The 15,262-nt window shown below is 59.6% G+C and carries 9 protein-coding genes; 1 reads left to right on the top strand and 8 read right to left on the bottom strand.

The window, feature by feature from the left end:
- Positions 1–97 precede the first annotated feature (97 nt).
- The 3 genes from folD to GGE33_RS11625 all read right to left on the bottom strand — a co-directional run bounded on the left by folD (position 98) and on the right by GGE33_RS11625 (position 3,559).
- Entirely contained in the window at positions 98–997 is a 900-nt protein-coding gene (gene folD / locus GGE33_RS11615) for a bifunctional methylenetetrahydrofolate dehydrogenase/methenyltetrahydrofolate cyclohydrolase FolD (RefSeq protein ID WP_183823275.1), read from the bottom strand.
- A 119-nt stretch (positions 998–1,116) separates the two neighbouring features.
- Complete coding sequence (locus GGE33_RS11620) at positions 1,117–2,829, bottom strand: GumC domain-containing protein (RefSeq protein WP_183823277.1); 1,713 nt, start codon at positions 2,827–2,829, stop codon at positions 1,117–1,119.
- An 88-nt stretch (positions 2,830–2,917) separates the two neighbouring features.
- Positions 2,918–3,559 carry a hypothetical protein gene (locus GGE33_RS11625; protein WP_183823279.1) on the bottom strand — a complete coding sequence of 214 codons (642 nt, stop codon included), beginning with the start codon at positions 3,557–3,559 and terminating at the stop codon, positions 2,918–2,920.
- Between the two features lie 287 nt (positions 3,560–3,846).
- Here GGE33_RS11625 and GGE33_RS11630 point away from each other — a divergent pair, with 287 nt between their 5' ends.
- Positions 3,847–5,895, top strand: a complete 2,049-nt coding sequence (locus GGE33_RS11630; protein ID WP_183823281.1) for an O-linked N-acetylglucosamine transferase, SPINDLY family protein — start codon at positions 3,847–3,849, stop codon at positions 5,893–5,895.
- 67 nt (positions 5,896–5,962) lie between these two features.
- On the opposite strand, the gene GGE33_RS11635 is transcribed toward GGE33_RS11630, so the two are convergent.
- The 5 genes from GGE33_RS11635 to flaF form a co-directional block, all read right to left on the bottom strand.
- Positions 5,963–13,282 (bottom strand): beta strand repeat-containing protein, encoded by a 7,320-nt coding sequence (locus GGE33_RS11635; RefSeq protein ID WP_183823283.1) that lies wholly within the window; start codon positions 13,280–13,282, stop codon positions 5,963–5,965.
- A gap of 369 nt (positions 13,283–13,651) precedes the next feature.
- Positions 13,652–13,918 (bottom strand): flagellar biosynthesis protein FliQ, encoded by a 267-nt coding sequence (fliQ, locus tag GGE33_RS11640; protein ID WP_148148136.1) that lies wholly within the window; start codon positions 13,916–13,918, stop codon positions 13,652–13,654.
- An 86-nt stretch (positions 13,919–14,004) separates the two neighbouring features.
- Positions 14,005–14,454, bottom strand: coding sequence for a flagellar hook assembly protein FlgD (gene flgD, locus GGE33_RS11645; protein ID WP_183823285.1), 450 nt, complete (start codon positions 14,452–14,454; stop codon positions 14,005–14,007).
- Positions 14,448–14,894, bottom strand: coding sequence for a flagellar biosynthesis repressor FlbT (gene flbT, locus GGE33_RS11650; protein WP_148148137.1), 447 nt, complete (start codon positions 14,892–14,894; stop codon positions 14,448–14,450). The genes flgD and flbT overlap by 7 nt, the downstream gene beginning before the upstream one ends.
- On the bottom strand, positions 14,891–15,238 hold the full coding sequence (gene flaF / locus GGE33_RS11655; protein WP_148148138.1) for a flagellar biosynthesis regulator FlaF: 348 nt from the start codon (positions 15,236–15,238) through the stop codon (positions 14,891–14,893). Before flaF ends, flbT begins: the two co-directional genes overlap by 4 nt.
- Positions 15,239–15,262 lie beyond the last annotated feature (24 nt).

Below are 15,262 nucleotides of genomic sequence, written 5' to 3' on the forward strand. Positions count from 1 at the left end.
CACATGCGACGACGTGGCAACCGGAGTGATGATTTAACGCTCCCGCTGAGGAATCAAGGGGCTATCGCGCAACCACGGCGCGACAAATGTGCAAATTTTAGAACTTCGGCACGGGTAGGCTGCAGGCGCGGTGTGCGGCGATGACCGTGTTGGCCATCAGCATGGCAATCGTCATCGGCCCGACGCCGCCCGGAACGGGCGTAATCGAGGCAGCAACCTCCGAGGCTTCGGCAAAAGCGACGTCGCCGACGAGCTTGGTCTTGCCCTCACCCTTTTCGGGAGCCGGCACGCGGTTGATGCCGACATCGATAACGGTTGCGCCCGGCTTGACCCAGTCGCGCTTGACCATTTCGGCCCGCCCGACGGCTGCGACAAGAATATCGGCATTGCGGCAGACGGAAGCGAGATCCCTGGTGCGCGAATGCGCCATGGTGACGGTGGCATTGGCCGCGAGAAGAAGCAGGCCCATCGGCTTGCCGAACAGGTTGGAACGGCCGATGACGACGGCATTGAGACCCGAAAGGTCTTCACCATGGACGCGCTTGACGAGCAGCATCGAGCCGGCCGGAGTGCAGGAGATGAGGCCGGTATCGAGGTCGCCCGTGGCAATCTTGCCGGCATTGGCGATGTTCAGGCCATCGACGTCCTTTTCCGGCAGGATGGACTGGATGATGGCATCGCTGTCGAAATGTTTCGGCAGCGGCAGCTGGACGAGAATGCCGTGAACTGCCGGATCGGCGTTGAGCGTGTCGACCAGCGCCTGCAGTTCTTCCTGCGTCGTCTCTTCCGGCAGCGTGTGCTGGATGGAGTTGAAGCCGCATTGCTTGGCCATCTTGCCCTTGGAATTGACATAGGCGTGGCTTGCCGGATCTTCGCCGACGATGACGACCGCGAGGCCCGGCTTGATACCGGTTTTGCCTTCCAGCGATACGGATGCTTCGGTTACGGCGGAAATCACGGAAGCGGCTGCTTCCTTGCCATCGATCACAAATGCCACGGTGAACTCCTCGCTTCTCAGCGTCAAATTAGGGGATCGGCGGAGGGCCGATTGCCCGTGCACGCCCTATGCTGTCCAGATCAGGCAAATGCAAGGAGTTTATGCCGGGTGACACTGGATCAGCCCGTCGCCTTCAGCTGACGGGCAGCGTGTTCGGCCACCAGTTCGCGAAGCTCGGCGAGTTCGCGCTGCAACGTGAGCAACTCTTCCTGATCATAGTCAACGGCGTCATCCCAACGCTGCCAGCTCTCCTCGCCGCGACGTGTCCGGGACTCATCGACCAGGGCTGCAACATGCGGCGGCAAATCCGTCTCTTGCAAAGTCATCCGGTTTTCGATGAGCAAGGAACGCACCCGATCGCCAAAAGCGGTATCGTTTGCAGCCAGCCGTTCCTCGACCGGATCGTCATCGGGAAGGCGCTCATTATGGCCATTTTCATAAAGCAATGCGCTTTCATCAATGGCGTGCGCCGCGGCAGGCTCCGCCTGCAGATCGTGCTCGAGCAAGTCCAGTTGAACGGGCATATCTTCGAATTCGGTCGCAAGCTGCGACTGACGCCGATAACGCAGCGCCGATAACAGGAGACCGGCAAGAAGCCCGAGGAGCGCCCCAAGACCTGAAAGCCTGATCAGGTCGGGACCGAGACGCTCCGCTGAAGCGGGCGATGCAGCGCGCAGAACAGGCGGGAGCGAAACGGCCACGGGCCTGGATGAATTGGATGCCGCTTCGATCTTATCGAGGTTATGGCGGGCCTCTTCGGCTGAAGCATGAAGCGATGAAAGCTGTGCGGCCGTGTCGTTCAACGGCCTGTCCGCATCGAGAGCCGCCTTGCGATCCTTAAGCTCGGCAAGGGCCTTCGTCGTTGTAGCAAGATCATCCTTGAGCGAGGCCACAAGCTGGCGCAATGCGCTGCCGATATCCCGTTTGGCACCGTCGAGAGCGCCTTGAGCCGCCACCAGCCGTGGATGAAGCGGACCAAGATTGACCGCGAGCTGCTGGACGGCAAGCTCCGCCTGCACATAACGCTGCCGTTCGTATTCAAGGCCCGTAAATTCCAGGCTGTCGGGAAGCGGCTTGGCAAGCACATCGGCGAGCTTCATCGACGACGCCATCTGCTGCTTTTCAGCCACTTCCGCAAGATGCCGTTCGGTATCGGAGATATCGGTCTCAAGCTTGCGATGCTCGTCCTGCAACGACTGCAGTTTTGCGCGCGTGCCTTCATCCAGCTTGCCGACAAAACCTGTGAGCGCGGATTCGGCCCTGGCGGCCGCCTTGCGCATCGCATCCACCTGCGGACTTGGCGTTTCACCAATATTAGCAACAAGCGAGCGCCGGAGTTCGCTTGCCAGCTGATTGGCGATAACAGCGGCTGTATGGGGATCATCTGCCTTGGCACCGAGCACTATTCTGGCGCCGGCAGCGTCGTAAGAAACGGACATTGCATCGCGTAATTTCTGGCGGGCGACTTCCTCCACCTGCGAAACCGTCGTCACCTCACCCGAAACAACTTCGGAGACAACACGGGCTATGCTGGGGCGGTTTTCCTCTACGCTTGCAAGGTTGAGGGCGCGAATGACATTGTCCAGCACCGTCTTGGAACCCAGCTCTTCGATGGCGGAATGGATCGCTTCGCCGCGCTGGGTGGTGACTGCTACCTGCGTCTCGGCTTTAAATTGGACGCCTTGGAGCTGCATGGCGACGAAAGGTATGGTGATGCCGAAAGCCGCTGTCATTGCCAGCGCCGGACTAAATGTCAGGAAAGCTGAATGGAGCCGGCGAAAGATCGACGGCGTCCCATCGGGCGCTTGCCTGTCCTTTGCATCGGCATACATTGCTCACCACCTCTGCGCGCAGCGGAGCCGCCATTGCCCGCATTGATTAAGGCAGTCTAAATTTTCGTGGCAAACAAAAGGTTAACCGTCAGGCGAAAGACGGCTTGGAAACTGAAGATTGAAGGCCAGAGGAAACGGGAGGCGTTTTAGAGAACCGGCGAAGCCCCCTGCCCGCCAACACGACGAGCCCGATATCGGCGCCACGCAAACCACCCACAATATGCTCATATACATGCGGGTCTGTCGCATCGACGATCACCAGATCCAACCGGCCCGACAGGTTCGCGTCAGACGGGATGGCGACGAAATCGTGCCACGGGGTATGACGGGCAAAATGTGTGCAAAGCAGCTCCGTGCGGCTCTTGTCATCGCCGATGAGGCCGACACGGCATGGTTCTGCAAAATAGGTAAGCAGAGCAGGAATAAAGCTGTCGGGAGAAAACCTGGCGTCGAACGCCGGTCTACGATGGAAAAACTTCATCAGAATGTGCTGAAAGGCCCCACCGACCGGCAGAAACATATGTCGCTTCAATATCTTGCCGCGAGAAAACCCTAACAGCGCGCCCAGGAGCTGTGCATCGTCGAGGAAGGCGATAGTTTTGGGATGCCCCTTTGCCAGAGCAAGCTCTTCCGCATGGGCGAGAGCCGCATTCCAATCCAGGGCCGATACCGGCAGACCGCAAAATGTGCGGGATACAGGACCAGTTGAAGAATTCATGCTTTTGCTCATTACCGACTCGATCAGACAGCGTCACCTGTCCGATCGTGTAACAGCGTGTCCTCAAGCGACATTTAAGTAAAAGGCTAAAATGCAACCGTTGCGTGATTATGCGGCATCACCCAGGTATCAGGTTAGCGCAGCGGCCAGACTTCTGTGAATCCGATGGGGACACATATTTGCGCAGCCTTGCCGATGGTTGATGCAACGCGATAAGACCTCAGGGGTCGGCATGATGCCGGCGCATGTCCAGGCAAGGCCGGCGACGATATTGCCTACATCATAAATTGCAGAACTTTATGGATGCCAAGGTCGACAAGATGAGCTTATCTCCCAACGCCCCGCTCGCCGAAATTCTGGAACTTGCGCGCACCCAGCGGCTCGCCTTCACCGATCTCTTCACCGTTGCGGAAAGTCGAAGTGCTGCCGGGCAGAAGGCAGAGGCGGCGGAAATATACAAGGCCTGGATCGCCTTCAACGATGGCAATCCATTCCTGCATCTCGTCTATTTCAATTATTCGGTCACGCTCAGGCAATTGAACGACCTTGCCGGGACGATCAACGCATTGCGCGCCTGCCTGAAGCTCGATCCAGCTTTTGGTGCTGCCCATATCAATCTCGGTCGCGCGCTTGAAGACGGTGGTCTTGCCGTTCAGGCCATCCAGCAGTGGCAGGCTTATACCGCGCTCACCGCCGAAAGTACCGCCGACCGGGTCAGCCACCGGCTGATGACGCTGCAGCATATCGGCCGCGTGATGGAAAATGCCGGTCTTCTGGAGGAAGCCGAAACTGCACTGTGGCAGGCGATCGAACTGCGCCCCGACAAGCCGGAGGCCGGACAGCACTGGAGCGCGCTTCGGCAGCGCCAATGCAAATGGCCGGTGCTGACACCATCGACCCATGCCACGCAGCGGCAGATGATTGATGCCATGTCGCCACTGACGCTTGCCTGCTATTCGGACGATCCGATGTTCCAGCTTGCCAAGGCCTACCGCTACAACAGGTCGCTGGTCGGGCGCGTCGAGACGAAGGAGTTGCAGCGCCGCATCCCGAAGCAGAAGACCGGAACGGGTGAGCGGTTGCGGATCGGTTACGTTTCCTCCGACCTGCGCGACCATGCCGTCGGCTTCGCGCTCCGGGAAGTGCTCGAACTGCACGACAAGGAAAGCGTCGAGATCTACGCCTATTATTGCGGCGATCCGGTGCTGCGGGACGAAACCCAGACGCGGATGAAGGCGGTTGTTGATTGCTGGCGTGATATCGCGACGATGAGCGATGCAGAGGCTGCCAAGCTGATCGGCGACGACGAGATCGACATCCTCGTCGACGTCAACGGTTACACCAAACATGCGCGGACAAAGATATTCGCCTATCGTCCGGCACCGGTGATCGTCAATTTCTGCGGTTATCCAGGCTCGATGGGCAGCCCGTTCCATCAATATATGATCGCCGACGAGCATATCGTTCCGGCGGATAACGAGATCTATTATTCCGAAAAGGTCTTCCGCATCGCCTGCAACCAGCCGATCGACCGGAAGCGTGCCATCGCGGACAAACCGACACGCGCGGATGCCGGGCTGCCGAAGGACAAGTTCGTCTTCGCCTGCTTCAACGGCATGCAGAAGATCACCGAAACCACGTTCGGCCACTGGATGCAAATCCTGCGAGAAGCTCCAGACAGCGTGCTCTGGCTTTTGACCGGCGGCGACAAGGTGGACCAGCGGCTGCGTGAAAGTGCGGAGAAGGCCGGGATCAACAGCGACCGGATCATATTTGCACCGAAGGCGCCGAATGCGCAGCATCTGGCGCGTATCGCTGCTGCCGACCTGTTCCTCGATACGTTCCCTTATGGCGCCCACTCCACCGGGGCCGATGCCCTGACGATGGGTCTGCCGGTGCTGACTTTCCCGGGCCGCAGCTTTGCCGCCCGTTTCTGCCACAGTATCGTCCATGCCGCGGGCGTGCCGGAACTGCTGTGCAGCGATCCGGAAGATTATGTGGCGAAGGCAATCGGCTATGCGAAGAACCCGGCCAGCCTGAAGGCAATCCGGGACCAGCTTGCGGCACGACGCGAAAGCAGCGTGCTTCGCGACATTCCCGGCCTCGCCCGCAGACTGGAAGAGATCTTCTGGGAAATGCAGGGGGAGTGCGAACGCGGCGAGACGCCGGTGCCGGACCTGCGCAACATGGAAATCTATTACGAGATCGGCGCGGATCTCGTTCAGGCCCATGTCGAATACTGTGACGATAGCGACTATCGGCGACATTATCGCGAAAGGCTTGCCGATTGGGACGACCAGTCGCCGATAGAGGCTGACAACCGTCTCTGGGCCAGAGCAGACCGATAGAAAGAAACAAACCACCGCTCTCAATGAGCGGTGGTTTTTGTTTAGATCGATGCTCCCGGCAGCGTACTTATGCCGCCAGATAAAGCGAGATGATCGCGGAGACCTGAGCAGGGCTCAGCGCTGCCATATGGGTCTCGATCAGCGTGTCACGCTGTGCGCTCGACATGGCCACGATGCTTTCCGTCGACAGGCCGGGGAGAGCGGCGCTGTTGAAGGCGGCAATATCCTCGGTCGAGAACGTGGCCAATCCATCATTGGACAGGGCGGCGAGCTGCGACGAGGTCAGGGAGTTGACCTGGGTCGGGGTCAGGGCTTCTGCCTGCGCCGTGGTGAGCGACGAAATGACCGACGAGGTCAGACCGGAGATCGCCCCGGTGTTCAGCGCGGCAATCTCGCCCGTCGTGAAGACAGCGATATCGTCAGTACCCAGCGCTGCTGCCTGCAGCGCGTTGAGCGCGCCGATTTGGGCTGTAGTCAGCTCTGCGACCTGGGCGGTGGAGAGAGCGACGATCTGATTGTAGTTCAGACCACCGACCTGGCTGGCAGAGAGTGCGCCGATCTGCTCCGTCGTCAACGATGCGATGATCGCGGTGGACAGGCCCTTGATTGCGGCGGTGCCAATGGCTGCGAGATCCGCAGTCGAGAATGCGGCCATGTCCTCGGTGGTGAGGCCGGAAAGGCCTGCCGAGCTGAAGGCCGCAATCTGCGCCGTCGACAGCGAGTCGAGATGTTCTGCCGTCAATGCATCGACCTGGGCGCTGGTCAGACCGGAGATACCGGCGGTCCCGAGCGCCGCGAGCTCCTGCGTTGAAAGAGCCGCGATGAAGCTCGTCGATAGGCCGGCAATCGCTGTGGACGAGATTGCGGCAAGCTTTTCGGTCGAGAAGGATTCCAGATCCTCCGCGGTCAGTCCCGATATGGCTGTCGATGTCAGCGCCGCGATCTGCGTCGTCGACAGCGCGGAAATCTGGTCCAGTGTCAATGCACTGGCCTGTCCGCTCGTCAGACCTGCGATGCCGGATGTGCTGAGTGCCGCGATCTGCGCCGTTGTCAGAGCCGCGATTTCGACAGTTGTCAGCACGGCCACCTGGCTCGACGAGAGAACGCCGATCTGAGCCGTTGATAGGGTCTCGAGCTGGTTCAGGCTCAGTGCGGCGATCTGGCCGGTTGTGAGACCAGCGATAGCTGCCGTTCCGAGGGCCGCGATCTGCTCCGTCGTCAGCGCGGCAACGGTGCTGGTCGACAGACCCGAGATGGCCATAGAACTGATGGCTGCAATCTCGTCGGTCGTGAAGGTCGCAAGATCGTCAAGGCCGAGTGCGGATATCTGCCTGGAGTTGAGCGCTGCGATCTGAGTCGTCGTCAACGCTTCCGCCTGAACCGTCGTAAGCGCGGTAATCTGGCTGCTGGTGAGACCGGCAATGCCCGCAGCGCTCAGATGCGCGATCTGTTCAGTCGAGAGCGCAGCAAGAACAGTGGTCGTCAATCCCGCCACGCCGCTGGAACTCAGGGCAGCAATATCGGCAGTCGAGAAGACTTCAAGGTCGTCGGTGCCGAAAGCCGCCACCTGGGCCGAATTAAGTGCGCCGATCTGCGTCGACGTCAGGGCTTCGACCTGGCTGGTGGTAAGCGCCGCGATCTGGGCAGCCGTCAGCCCCGCAATACCGGCCGTGCCAAACGCTGCAATCTGATCGGTCGAGAGGCCTGCGATTGCATCGGTACCGAGGACCGCGATCTGCTTGGAACCGAGGGCACCGAACTGGGCCGTTGTCAGGGCATCGATCTGCGCGGTGCTCAACGCCGCGACCTGGCTGGTGGTAAGCTGACCGATTGCGGCAGAGCTCAGCGACGCGATCTGCTCGGTCGAGAGTGCTGCAAGCACAGCGGTGGACAGGCCGGCAATGGCGCTTGAGCCGAGAACCGCAAGTTCCTTTGTCGAGAAGACTGCCAGATCGTCGGTGCCGAGGGCCGCGACCTGCGCCGAGGTCAGAACCGCAACTTGCGTGCTCGTCAGTGCCTCGACCTGGCTGGTCGACATCGCATTCACCTGGGCCGAGGTCAGGCCGGCCAGTCCAGCCGTTGCCATGGCGGCGATCTGACCGGTGGAGAGCACCGATATGCCTGCCGCACCGAGCGCGCCGATCTGCCTCGATGACAGATGGCCGATCTGAGCGGTTGTGAGGGCCTCCAACTGTTTGCTGCCGAGAGCTGCCACCTGGGCGGTGGAAAGCGCTGCAATATTCGAAAAGCTGAGCGCCTCGATCCTGTCAGTCGATAGGGATGCAAGGACGTCTGTCGAGAGGCCGGCAATCGCGCTCGCGCTTAGCGAAGCAATCTCCCGGGTCGTGAAAAGGGCCAGGTCGTCACTGCCAAGCGCGGCGATCTGGTTGGAATTCAGGACAGCAATCTGTGAACTCGTCAGCGCTTCGGCCTGCGCGGTCGAAAGCGTGGCGATCTGCGCAGTCGAAAGGCCGGCAATGACTGCCGTGCTGAGAGCCGCAATCTCCTCCGTCGAGAGGGAGGCGATATAGCTCGTCCCCAGCGCTTCAAGCTGTTTCGAATTCAGTGCACTGACCTGACTGCTCGTCATCGCCGCAAGCTGCGTTGTCGAAAATGCAGCCATCTGGCTCGTCGACAGACTGGTAATTGCAGCCGTGCTGAAGGCGGCAACGAGATCATTGGAGAGAGATGCAAGTGTCGCGGAGGACAATCCGGCAACGGCGCTGGAACTCAGGGCAGCGATTTCCCTGGTCGCAAACAATGCAAGATCATCGGCGCCAAGTGCCGCGACCTGTTTGGAGGTCATTGAGGCCACTTGCGTGGCGGTCAGCGCTTCTGTCTGGGCAGTCGTCAGCGCCTCTATCTGACCCGAGGAAAGCCCCGAAATACCTGCGGTGCTCAAGGCCGCGATCTGGCCGGTCGTCAAAGCTGCAAGGTCGTCGCTCGACAGCGCTGCCGCTTGGTAAGAGTTCAAAGCTCCCATCTGGCGCGTCGTCAGCGCGCCGATCTGGTCGGTACTCAGTGTCGCAATCTGTCTGGTGGTGAGACCAGCGATCGCCGAGGTGCCGAGGCCGGCAATCATTTCGTTCGACAGCGATGCCAGCGTATCGGTAGACAGGCCTCCTATCGCAGCGGAGCTGATTGCCGAGAGGGCCGAGCTGGAGAGTGCCTCGAGATCGTCCGCACCAAGAGCCGCTATCTGTTGTGACGTCAGAGCGCCGACCTGCTTGCTCGATAGGGCGGCGATCTGCCCCGTGCTGAGCGCTGCAACCTGCTTCGTCGTCAGCGACGCGATCGCGCTGGTGGTCAAGGATGCAATCTGGCCCGTAGAAAGCGTTGCGATGACAGCCGTCGTCAGGCTGGAAATCGCATCCGTATGAATGGCTGAAACATCAGACGTGGAGAAACTCTTGATGTTTTCCGTTCCGATAACCGCGACCTGGGCGGAACTCAATGCCGCAACCTGAACGCTGGTCAAGGCTCCCGCCTGCGCAGTTGAAAGCGCTGCAACCTGTTTCGTCGTCAGGCCGGAAATACCCGCCGTGCTGAAAGACGAGACCTGGGCAGTGGACATGGCTGCGATGTCATCCGTGCCAAGGGCGGCCGCCTGGGTGGCGCTCAGCGACGCAATCTGTTTCGTCGTCAGTGACGAGACCTGGCTCGAGAGCAGAGCCGAGATTTGCCCGGTAGTCAAACCGGTAATGCCGCTGGCACTGAGCGCCGCGATCTGGGCGGTAGACAAGGAAGCCAAGGCCGATGTCGACAACCCCGAAATGGCGGCTGAGCTGATTGCGGCCATCTCTTTCGTCGAGAAGGTCGCGATATCGGCCGGATCAAGAACCTCGATCTGGTCGATGCTCAATACAGCAATCTGAGTGGCGGTCAGGGCATCGACCTGCGCCGTCGACAAGGCTGCGACCTGTCTTGTCGACAAACCAGTAATGCCAGCCGTGCTCAGTGCCGCGACCTGCGCCGTGGAAAGTGAGGCAATATCATCCGTGCCGAAAGCCGCGATCTGCATCGAACTCAGCGTCGACATCTGGAGAGTCGACAGAGCCGAGATTTGTGCGGCCGTCAGGGCTGCGATGTGATCTTCGCTCAAGCCTTTCATGCCGGCCGTGCTCAGCGCCGAAATCTGCGCGGAGCTGAAATGCCCGATTGCGGTCGCACTCAACGCCGCCACCTGTGCCGAGGTCAGGGCGGCGACCTGCTTGGTCGACAGGGCGTCGATCTGGGCCGAGCTGAGCGCTTCGATCTGGTCGCTCGTCAGATTGGCGATCGCCGTTACACCGAGCGCACCGAGCTGATCGCTCGTCAATGAAGCAAGCGCGCTACTGCTCAGGCCCGCTATCGCCTTCGCACCGATCGCCGCGATATCGGCTTTCGAGAAGGTCGCGAGGTCTGCAGTGCTCAATGCTGCGAGCTGTGATGACTTCAGAACGCCTATCTGCAGCGTCGACAACGCATCCACTTGCGCCGTCGACAGAGCAGCGATCTGGTCTGTCGTAAGGCTGGCGATACCCGCGGTGCTGAGAGCGGCGACCTGTGCCGTGGAAAGGGCCGCGATCACGTCCGTGGACAAGGCGGCGACGGCACCTGAGTTAAGCACGGAAAGCCGGGCTGCAGAGAAGGCCGCGATAGCCTCCGACGAAAGTGCGCCGACCTGGAGCGAAGTCAGAGCCGCGACTTGGGCCGTGGAAAGAGCTGCAAGCTGAAGCGACGTCAGAGAAGCGATCTGATCGGTCGAGAGAGCGGCAAACGCAGCCGTGTTCAACGATGCGATCTGACCGCTGGAAAGCGATACCAGCGTTTCGGTCGGCAATGCCCCGATCTGCTTTGAAGTCAGCGCTTTGACCTGTGTGGTGGTCAAAGCCGATGCCTGACCGCTGGACAGGACTGCGACCTGGGCTGTCGACATGGCGGCGACTGCCGATGTGCTCAGCGCGGCGATCTGGGCCGTGGACAAGGCTGCGACCGTATCGGTCGAAAGACCTGCCATAGCCGCAGAGGTAATTGCCGCGAAGGACTTGGCAGACAAACCAAGCAGGCTTTCCGTGTCGATCGCCCCGAGCTGCGAGGAGGACAAGGCTCCCACTTGAGCGGTGGTCAATGCCGCAAGCTGAATGCCGCTCAAGGCGGCCATCTGCTCGGTCGTCATTTTGGCGACGGCAACGGTCGTGAGGGCGGCAATCTGTGCAGTCGACAACGCCTGCAAGGTCGCGGTACTCAACCCTGGAATTGTACCCGTGGTGAGCGCGGCTATCTCCGCAGTCGAGAAGGTGGCCAGATCCTCGGGATCCAGCGCGGCAACCTGGGCGGAAGTAAGCGCCTTAACCTGTGCCGTGGTGAGGGCTTCGGCCTGGCTTGAACTCAAGGCGGCGACTTGGGCGACAGTCAGACGAGACACCGCAGCGGCGGACAAGGCTGCAATCTGTGCAGTGGACAAAGCCGCCACGCCTTCCGATCCAATCGCGGCGATCTGCGAGGTCCTGAGCGCGCCAATCTGGTCAGTGCTCATCGCCTTAATCTGTGCCAGCGACAGGCTGTCGAGCTGTTCGGTCGTCAGTCCACCGACAGAGCTTGCGGTCAGTGCAGCGATCTGAGCGGTGGAGAGCGACGCGATAACGTCTGCCTTCAAACCGGAAATTGCAGCGCTCGAGATCGCTGCCATGTCACCGGTCGAGAATGTTGCAAGCTGCTGCGGCGTCAGCATCGCCAGCTGAGCAGACGTCAGTACTTTTACCTGCGCGGAAGTAAGTGCTTCGGCCTGCGCTACCGAAAGAACTTCCATCTGATCAGACGAAAGCTTTCCTACCGCGGCCGCGCTCAAGGCCGCTACCTGTGCGGTCGACAAGGATGCCATGACGCTGGTGCTGAGACCCGAAATGCTGCGGCTGGTAAGAGCTGCAATATTGGCGGTCGAGAAGGCCGCAAAGTCTGCCGAATTCAACACGGCAAGCTGGGCCGATGTCAGCACGGCAACCTGCAGGTTCGTCAGGGCCGCGATCTGGGCGGTGTTCAATGCGTCAAACTGATCCGTAGACAAAGCGGCCACGGCGCTGGTGCTTAGCGATGCGACCTGAGCGGGCGCCAGCGATGCCATGACTGCGGTCGAGAGGCCGGCCACAGCCTTGTTGCTGAGTGCCGCCATTTCATCGGTAGAGAAGGTTGCAATATCATCCGCACCGAGAGCCGACACCTGATCCGATGACAGGACCCTGATCTGGGTCGAAGTCAGTGCCTGAACCTGGCTGGTGGATAGTGCCGCAACCTGATCCGCCGTCAAACCGAGAATGGACTTCGTGCCTAAGGCCGCAATCTGCGCTGTCGTCAGGCCTGCCATGTCACCCGTCGAAAAGGCAACGATCTGCGTTGCCTTGAACGCCGACATCTGCGCCGTCGTCAATGCTGCAATCTGTGTCGCCGACAGCGCATTGATCTGGTCAGTGCTCAGACTGGAAACGCTTCCGGTGCTGAGGGAGGCGATCTGCATCGTTGTGAGAGCACCGACCATCGCTGTGCTAAGCGCCGCAACCTGCAGCACTTTCAACGCGCCAATCTGAGCTGACGTCAAGGCCGCGACCTGAGCCGTAGACAGTGCCGAGATCTGCGTCGATGTCAGGCTTGCAATGAGCGCCGTGTTGGCGGCGGCGAGCTGCGCCGATGAGAGGGCCGAGATCTGGGCCGACGACAGGCCGGGAGCCGCGCCGTTGCTGAGTGCTGCGACGCTTTCGGTCGACAGCGCGGCGATATCGTTGGTTCCAAGAACCGCGACCTGCTGGGACTTGAGAGCCCCGACCTGTGCAGTCGTCAAAGCCGCAACCTGTCCTGTAGACAAGGCCACGATCTGGTCGGTCGTCAGTCTGGAGATCGAGCCGGTGGAAAGCGCAGCAACCTGCGCCGTTGACAACGACGCCATGACTTTGGTTGTAAGGCCTCCGATCGCGGCCGGATTGATGGCTGCCATGTCGGCCGTCGAGAAGGTCGCGAGATCGGCCGGCGTCAAGGCCGCAAGCTGTGCCGACGTCAATGAACCGACTTGCGACGACGTCAGTGCTTCGGCCTGATCCGTAGACAGCGCCAGCAGCTGCGCCGTGGTGAGCGCTGCAACCTGTCCTGTGCTCAAGCTTTCGATAGCGACCTTGCTGAGCACCGCAAGCTGATCCATCGTCAGGCCAACGATCGCGTTTGTCGCGATGGCGCTCAACTGACGGGAATCCATCGTTTCGATGTCTTCCGTATCCATCGCCGAAATCTGTTCAGAAGATAGGGCCTTGATCTGGGCCGTGGACAGCGACGCCACGTCCTCCGTCGTCCACGCCGCAACTGCCGCCGTCGAAAGCGACCTGATCTGGGTAACGCTGAGCGAGGAAATGGTCGTAGTCATGTGTGGAGCCTTGACGCTGGATCAAATGCCTAAAACAAACCCGGGAATGGCTTCCGCGGTATGGCGAACAATGCGAGGAAACAAATTCTCGCCGCCCCCTCCTCCCTGGAATGGCGAGCTGCAACCAGCTTTTCATGCTGGTCATATCAGAAGCTGTAGGGGGGCCGACTTGTGCGAAGCTGAAGTATTGCTACAGCCACAGAGAAATATGATTGAGTATCCACTTTTCAGCCCAACGTGCCGGCACGATGCAGCCACAGCAAACCCGGTCCGAATTGCGAACCTCACGGGCGCGATGCAGCGCCACAGACAAGACGTTAAGATGACCGTCGAAAAAAGGAAGACAGATAAGGTGCAAGCCTGCAGGCTTCAAAAACCGCTTTGTACGCGTGAGAAAACCAGATCCGCAAACAAGGCAATCTGTGCGCCCATAAAAGACGCCGAAAGGCCGATAACGACCATGACGGCAACGATCTTGGGCACGAAGGTGAGCGTCATTTCCTGCACCTGAGTCAAGGCCTGGATCAGGGCGATGGTCACGCCTACAATCATGCCTGCAAGAACAGCCGGTCCTGCAGCGACCAGGATCGTCCAGATGGCGTTGCGCATAATGTCGAGCGCATCGGCCTCATTCATGACATTCTACCCTTCATAGGCGCCTGGACGGCCGCACGGTCGTCGCAAATCGACCGTCCCAGCTCTAAGGGATTCGTGCGCTTAGTTTAAGCGGAAGTTTCGGTTGTCGTCGTGGTTTTCGCGGTGGAGATCGTTATGCCCTCTCCAATGCTGATTTCCTTGCCATCCGTCGTCTTGGCCGTGAGACCATCGGACGTCACTTCGACCGAAGCGACAACGCCTGTGGTCTTGCCATCTGCGCTGGTGATCGTCTTGCCGATATAGTTCGACGCGTTCGACAGGTTGGACTGGCTGATCAGGCTCTCCAGATTGGAGTTCGTCTTGATCGTCTGCTCAACCTGCGAGAATGTCGCGAGCTGGGAAACCTGCTCGGTCGCATCCATGGGATCGGTCGGATCCTGGTTCTGCATCTGCGTGATCAGCAGCTTGAGAAAGCTGTTGTAATCCAGCGATGCCGCGGCCGAAGCCGTGGCCGAGGCAGATGTCGAGGTGGACGCCGTCGATGTCGTCGACGTTGCGGAAGTAACGGTCACCATAGCGCAATTTCCTTTCGCAGTTCCATAACGGCTGCGGGCGTGATCTCGTTCTTGTTGAGAATGGCTTCCTCGACAGGATAAAGGGCACGGATGGCCTTCAGTGCGTCAAAGGGACGACCCGAGGATACCATGGTGTCGATCCGCTTCAATTCAGCACGAACTTCCTCGTTCTGGAAGCAGGCCACCAGCATGGTAATCGACTTGCGGAAGAGCGCCATGGAGTGCTCTTTGCCTTCCGGGTTGATCAGCATCATCTGGGCGATGAAGTAAAGCTGCCGAAGTGGCGTCGTGGTCTGCTCGGGCTGAAGAACATGGTTTTCCAGCAAGAACGTCACGTCGTTGAGGAATTCGATCGAAACCTTCCGGTCCACCCGCAGGACGGCACCGTTGACGAAGATCTTTTCCCCGGATTTCAGCGAAAGGCGTAGCGTACTTTTCATTTAAGTCCATCCCGAATGATGATGGTTATGTCGATGATACCCTGGTAGTTGGTAGACGTTCGTCGGCGAATGTTTTCCAACTCCTTCAGTATCCATATTGCGATCGATATTAGATTGGCTCTGACTTCCACACTAAGCTGATTGTCGGCGCTCCGCAGATCCTCGATCAACCTGATCCATACCCGTCTCGTGTAGTAGACAGCTTCGATCGAATCCTTGTCGTATTTGGCGCTCTGCTTGGCCACTTCCAAAAGTTCGATCGATCTTGTCAGGATCTGGCGTTCTCGTTCGCGGGCGACAGTGAGATCATCCTCCATGATCTCCGCGTATGAAAACTGAAACATTCAATTACCCTTCATGGTAGAGCG

This window comes from Aliirhizobium cellulosilyticum (assembly GCF_014198105.1).
Classification (GTDB): Bacteria; Pseudomonadota; Alphaproteobacteria; order Rhizobiales; family Rhizobiaceae; genus Neorhizobium; species Neorhizobium cellulosilyticum.

Coding starts and splice junctions, on each gene's coding strand:
- GGE33_RS11630 (WP_183823281.1), top strand. CDS start 3,847: ATGGATGCCAAGGTCGACAAGATGAGCTTATCTCCCAACGCCCCGCTC.
- GGE33_RS11620 (WP_183823277.1), bottom strand. CDS start 2,829: ATGTATGCCGATGCAAAGGACAGGCAAGCGCCCGATGGGACGCCGTCG.
- fliQ (WP_148148136.1), bottom strand. CDS start 13,918: ATGAATGAGGCCGATGCGCTCGACATTATGCGCAACGCCATCTGGACG.
- GGE33_RS11635 (WP_183823283.1), bottom strand. CDS start 13,282: ATGACTACGACCATTTCCTCGCTCAGCGTTACCCAGATCAGGTCGCTT.
- flgD (WP_183823285.1), bottom strand. CDS start 14,454: ATGGTGACCGTTACTTCCGCAACGTCGACGACATCGACGGCGTCCACC.
- GGE33_RS11625 (WP_183823279.1), bottom strand. CDS start 3,559: ATGAGCAAAAGCATGAATTCTTCAACTGGTCCTGTATCCCGCACATTT.
- flaF (WP_148148138.1), bottom strand. CDS start 15,238: ATGTTTCAGTTTTCATACGCGGAGATCATGGAGGATGATCTCACTGTC.
- flbT (WP_148148137.1), bottom strand. CDS start 14,894: ATGAAAAGTACGCTACGCCTTTCGCTGAAATCCGGGGAAAAGATCTTC.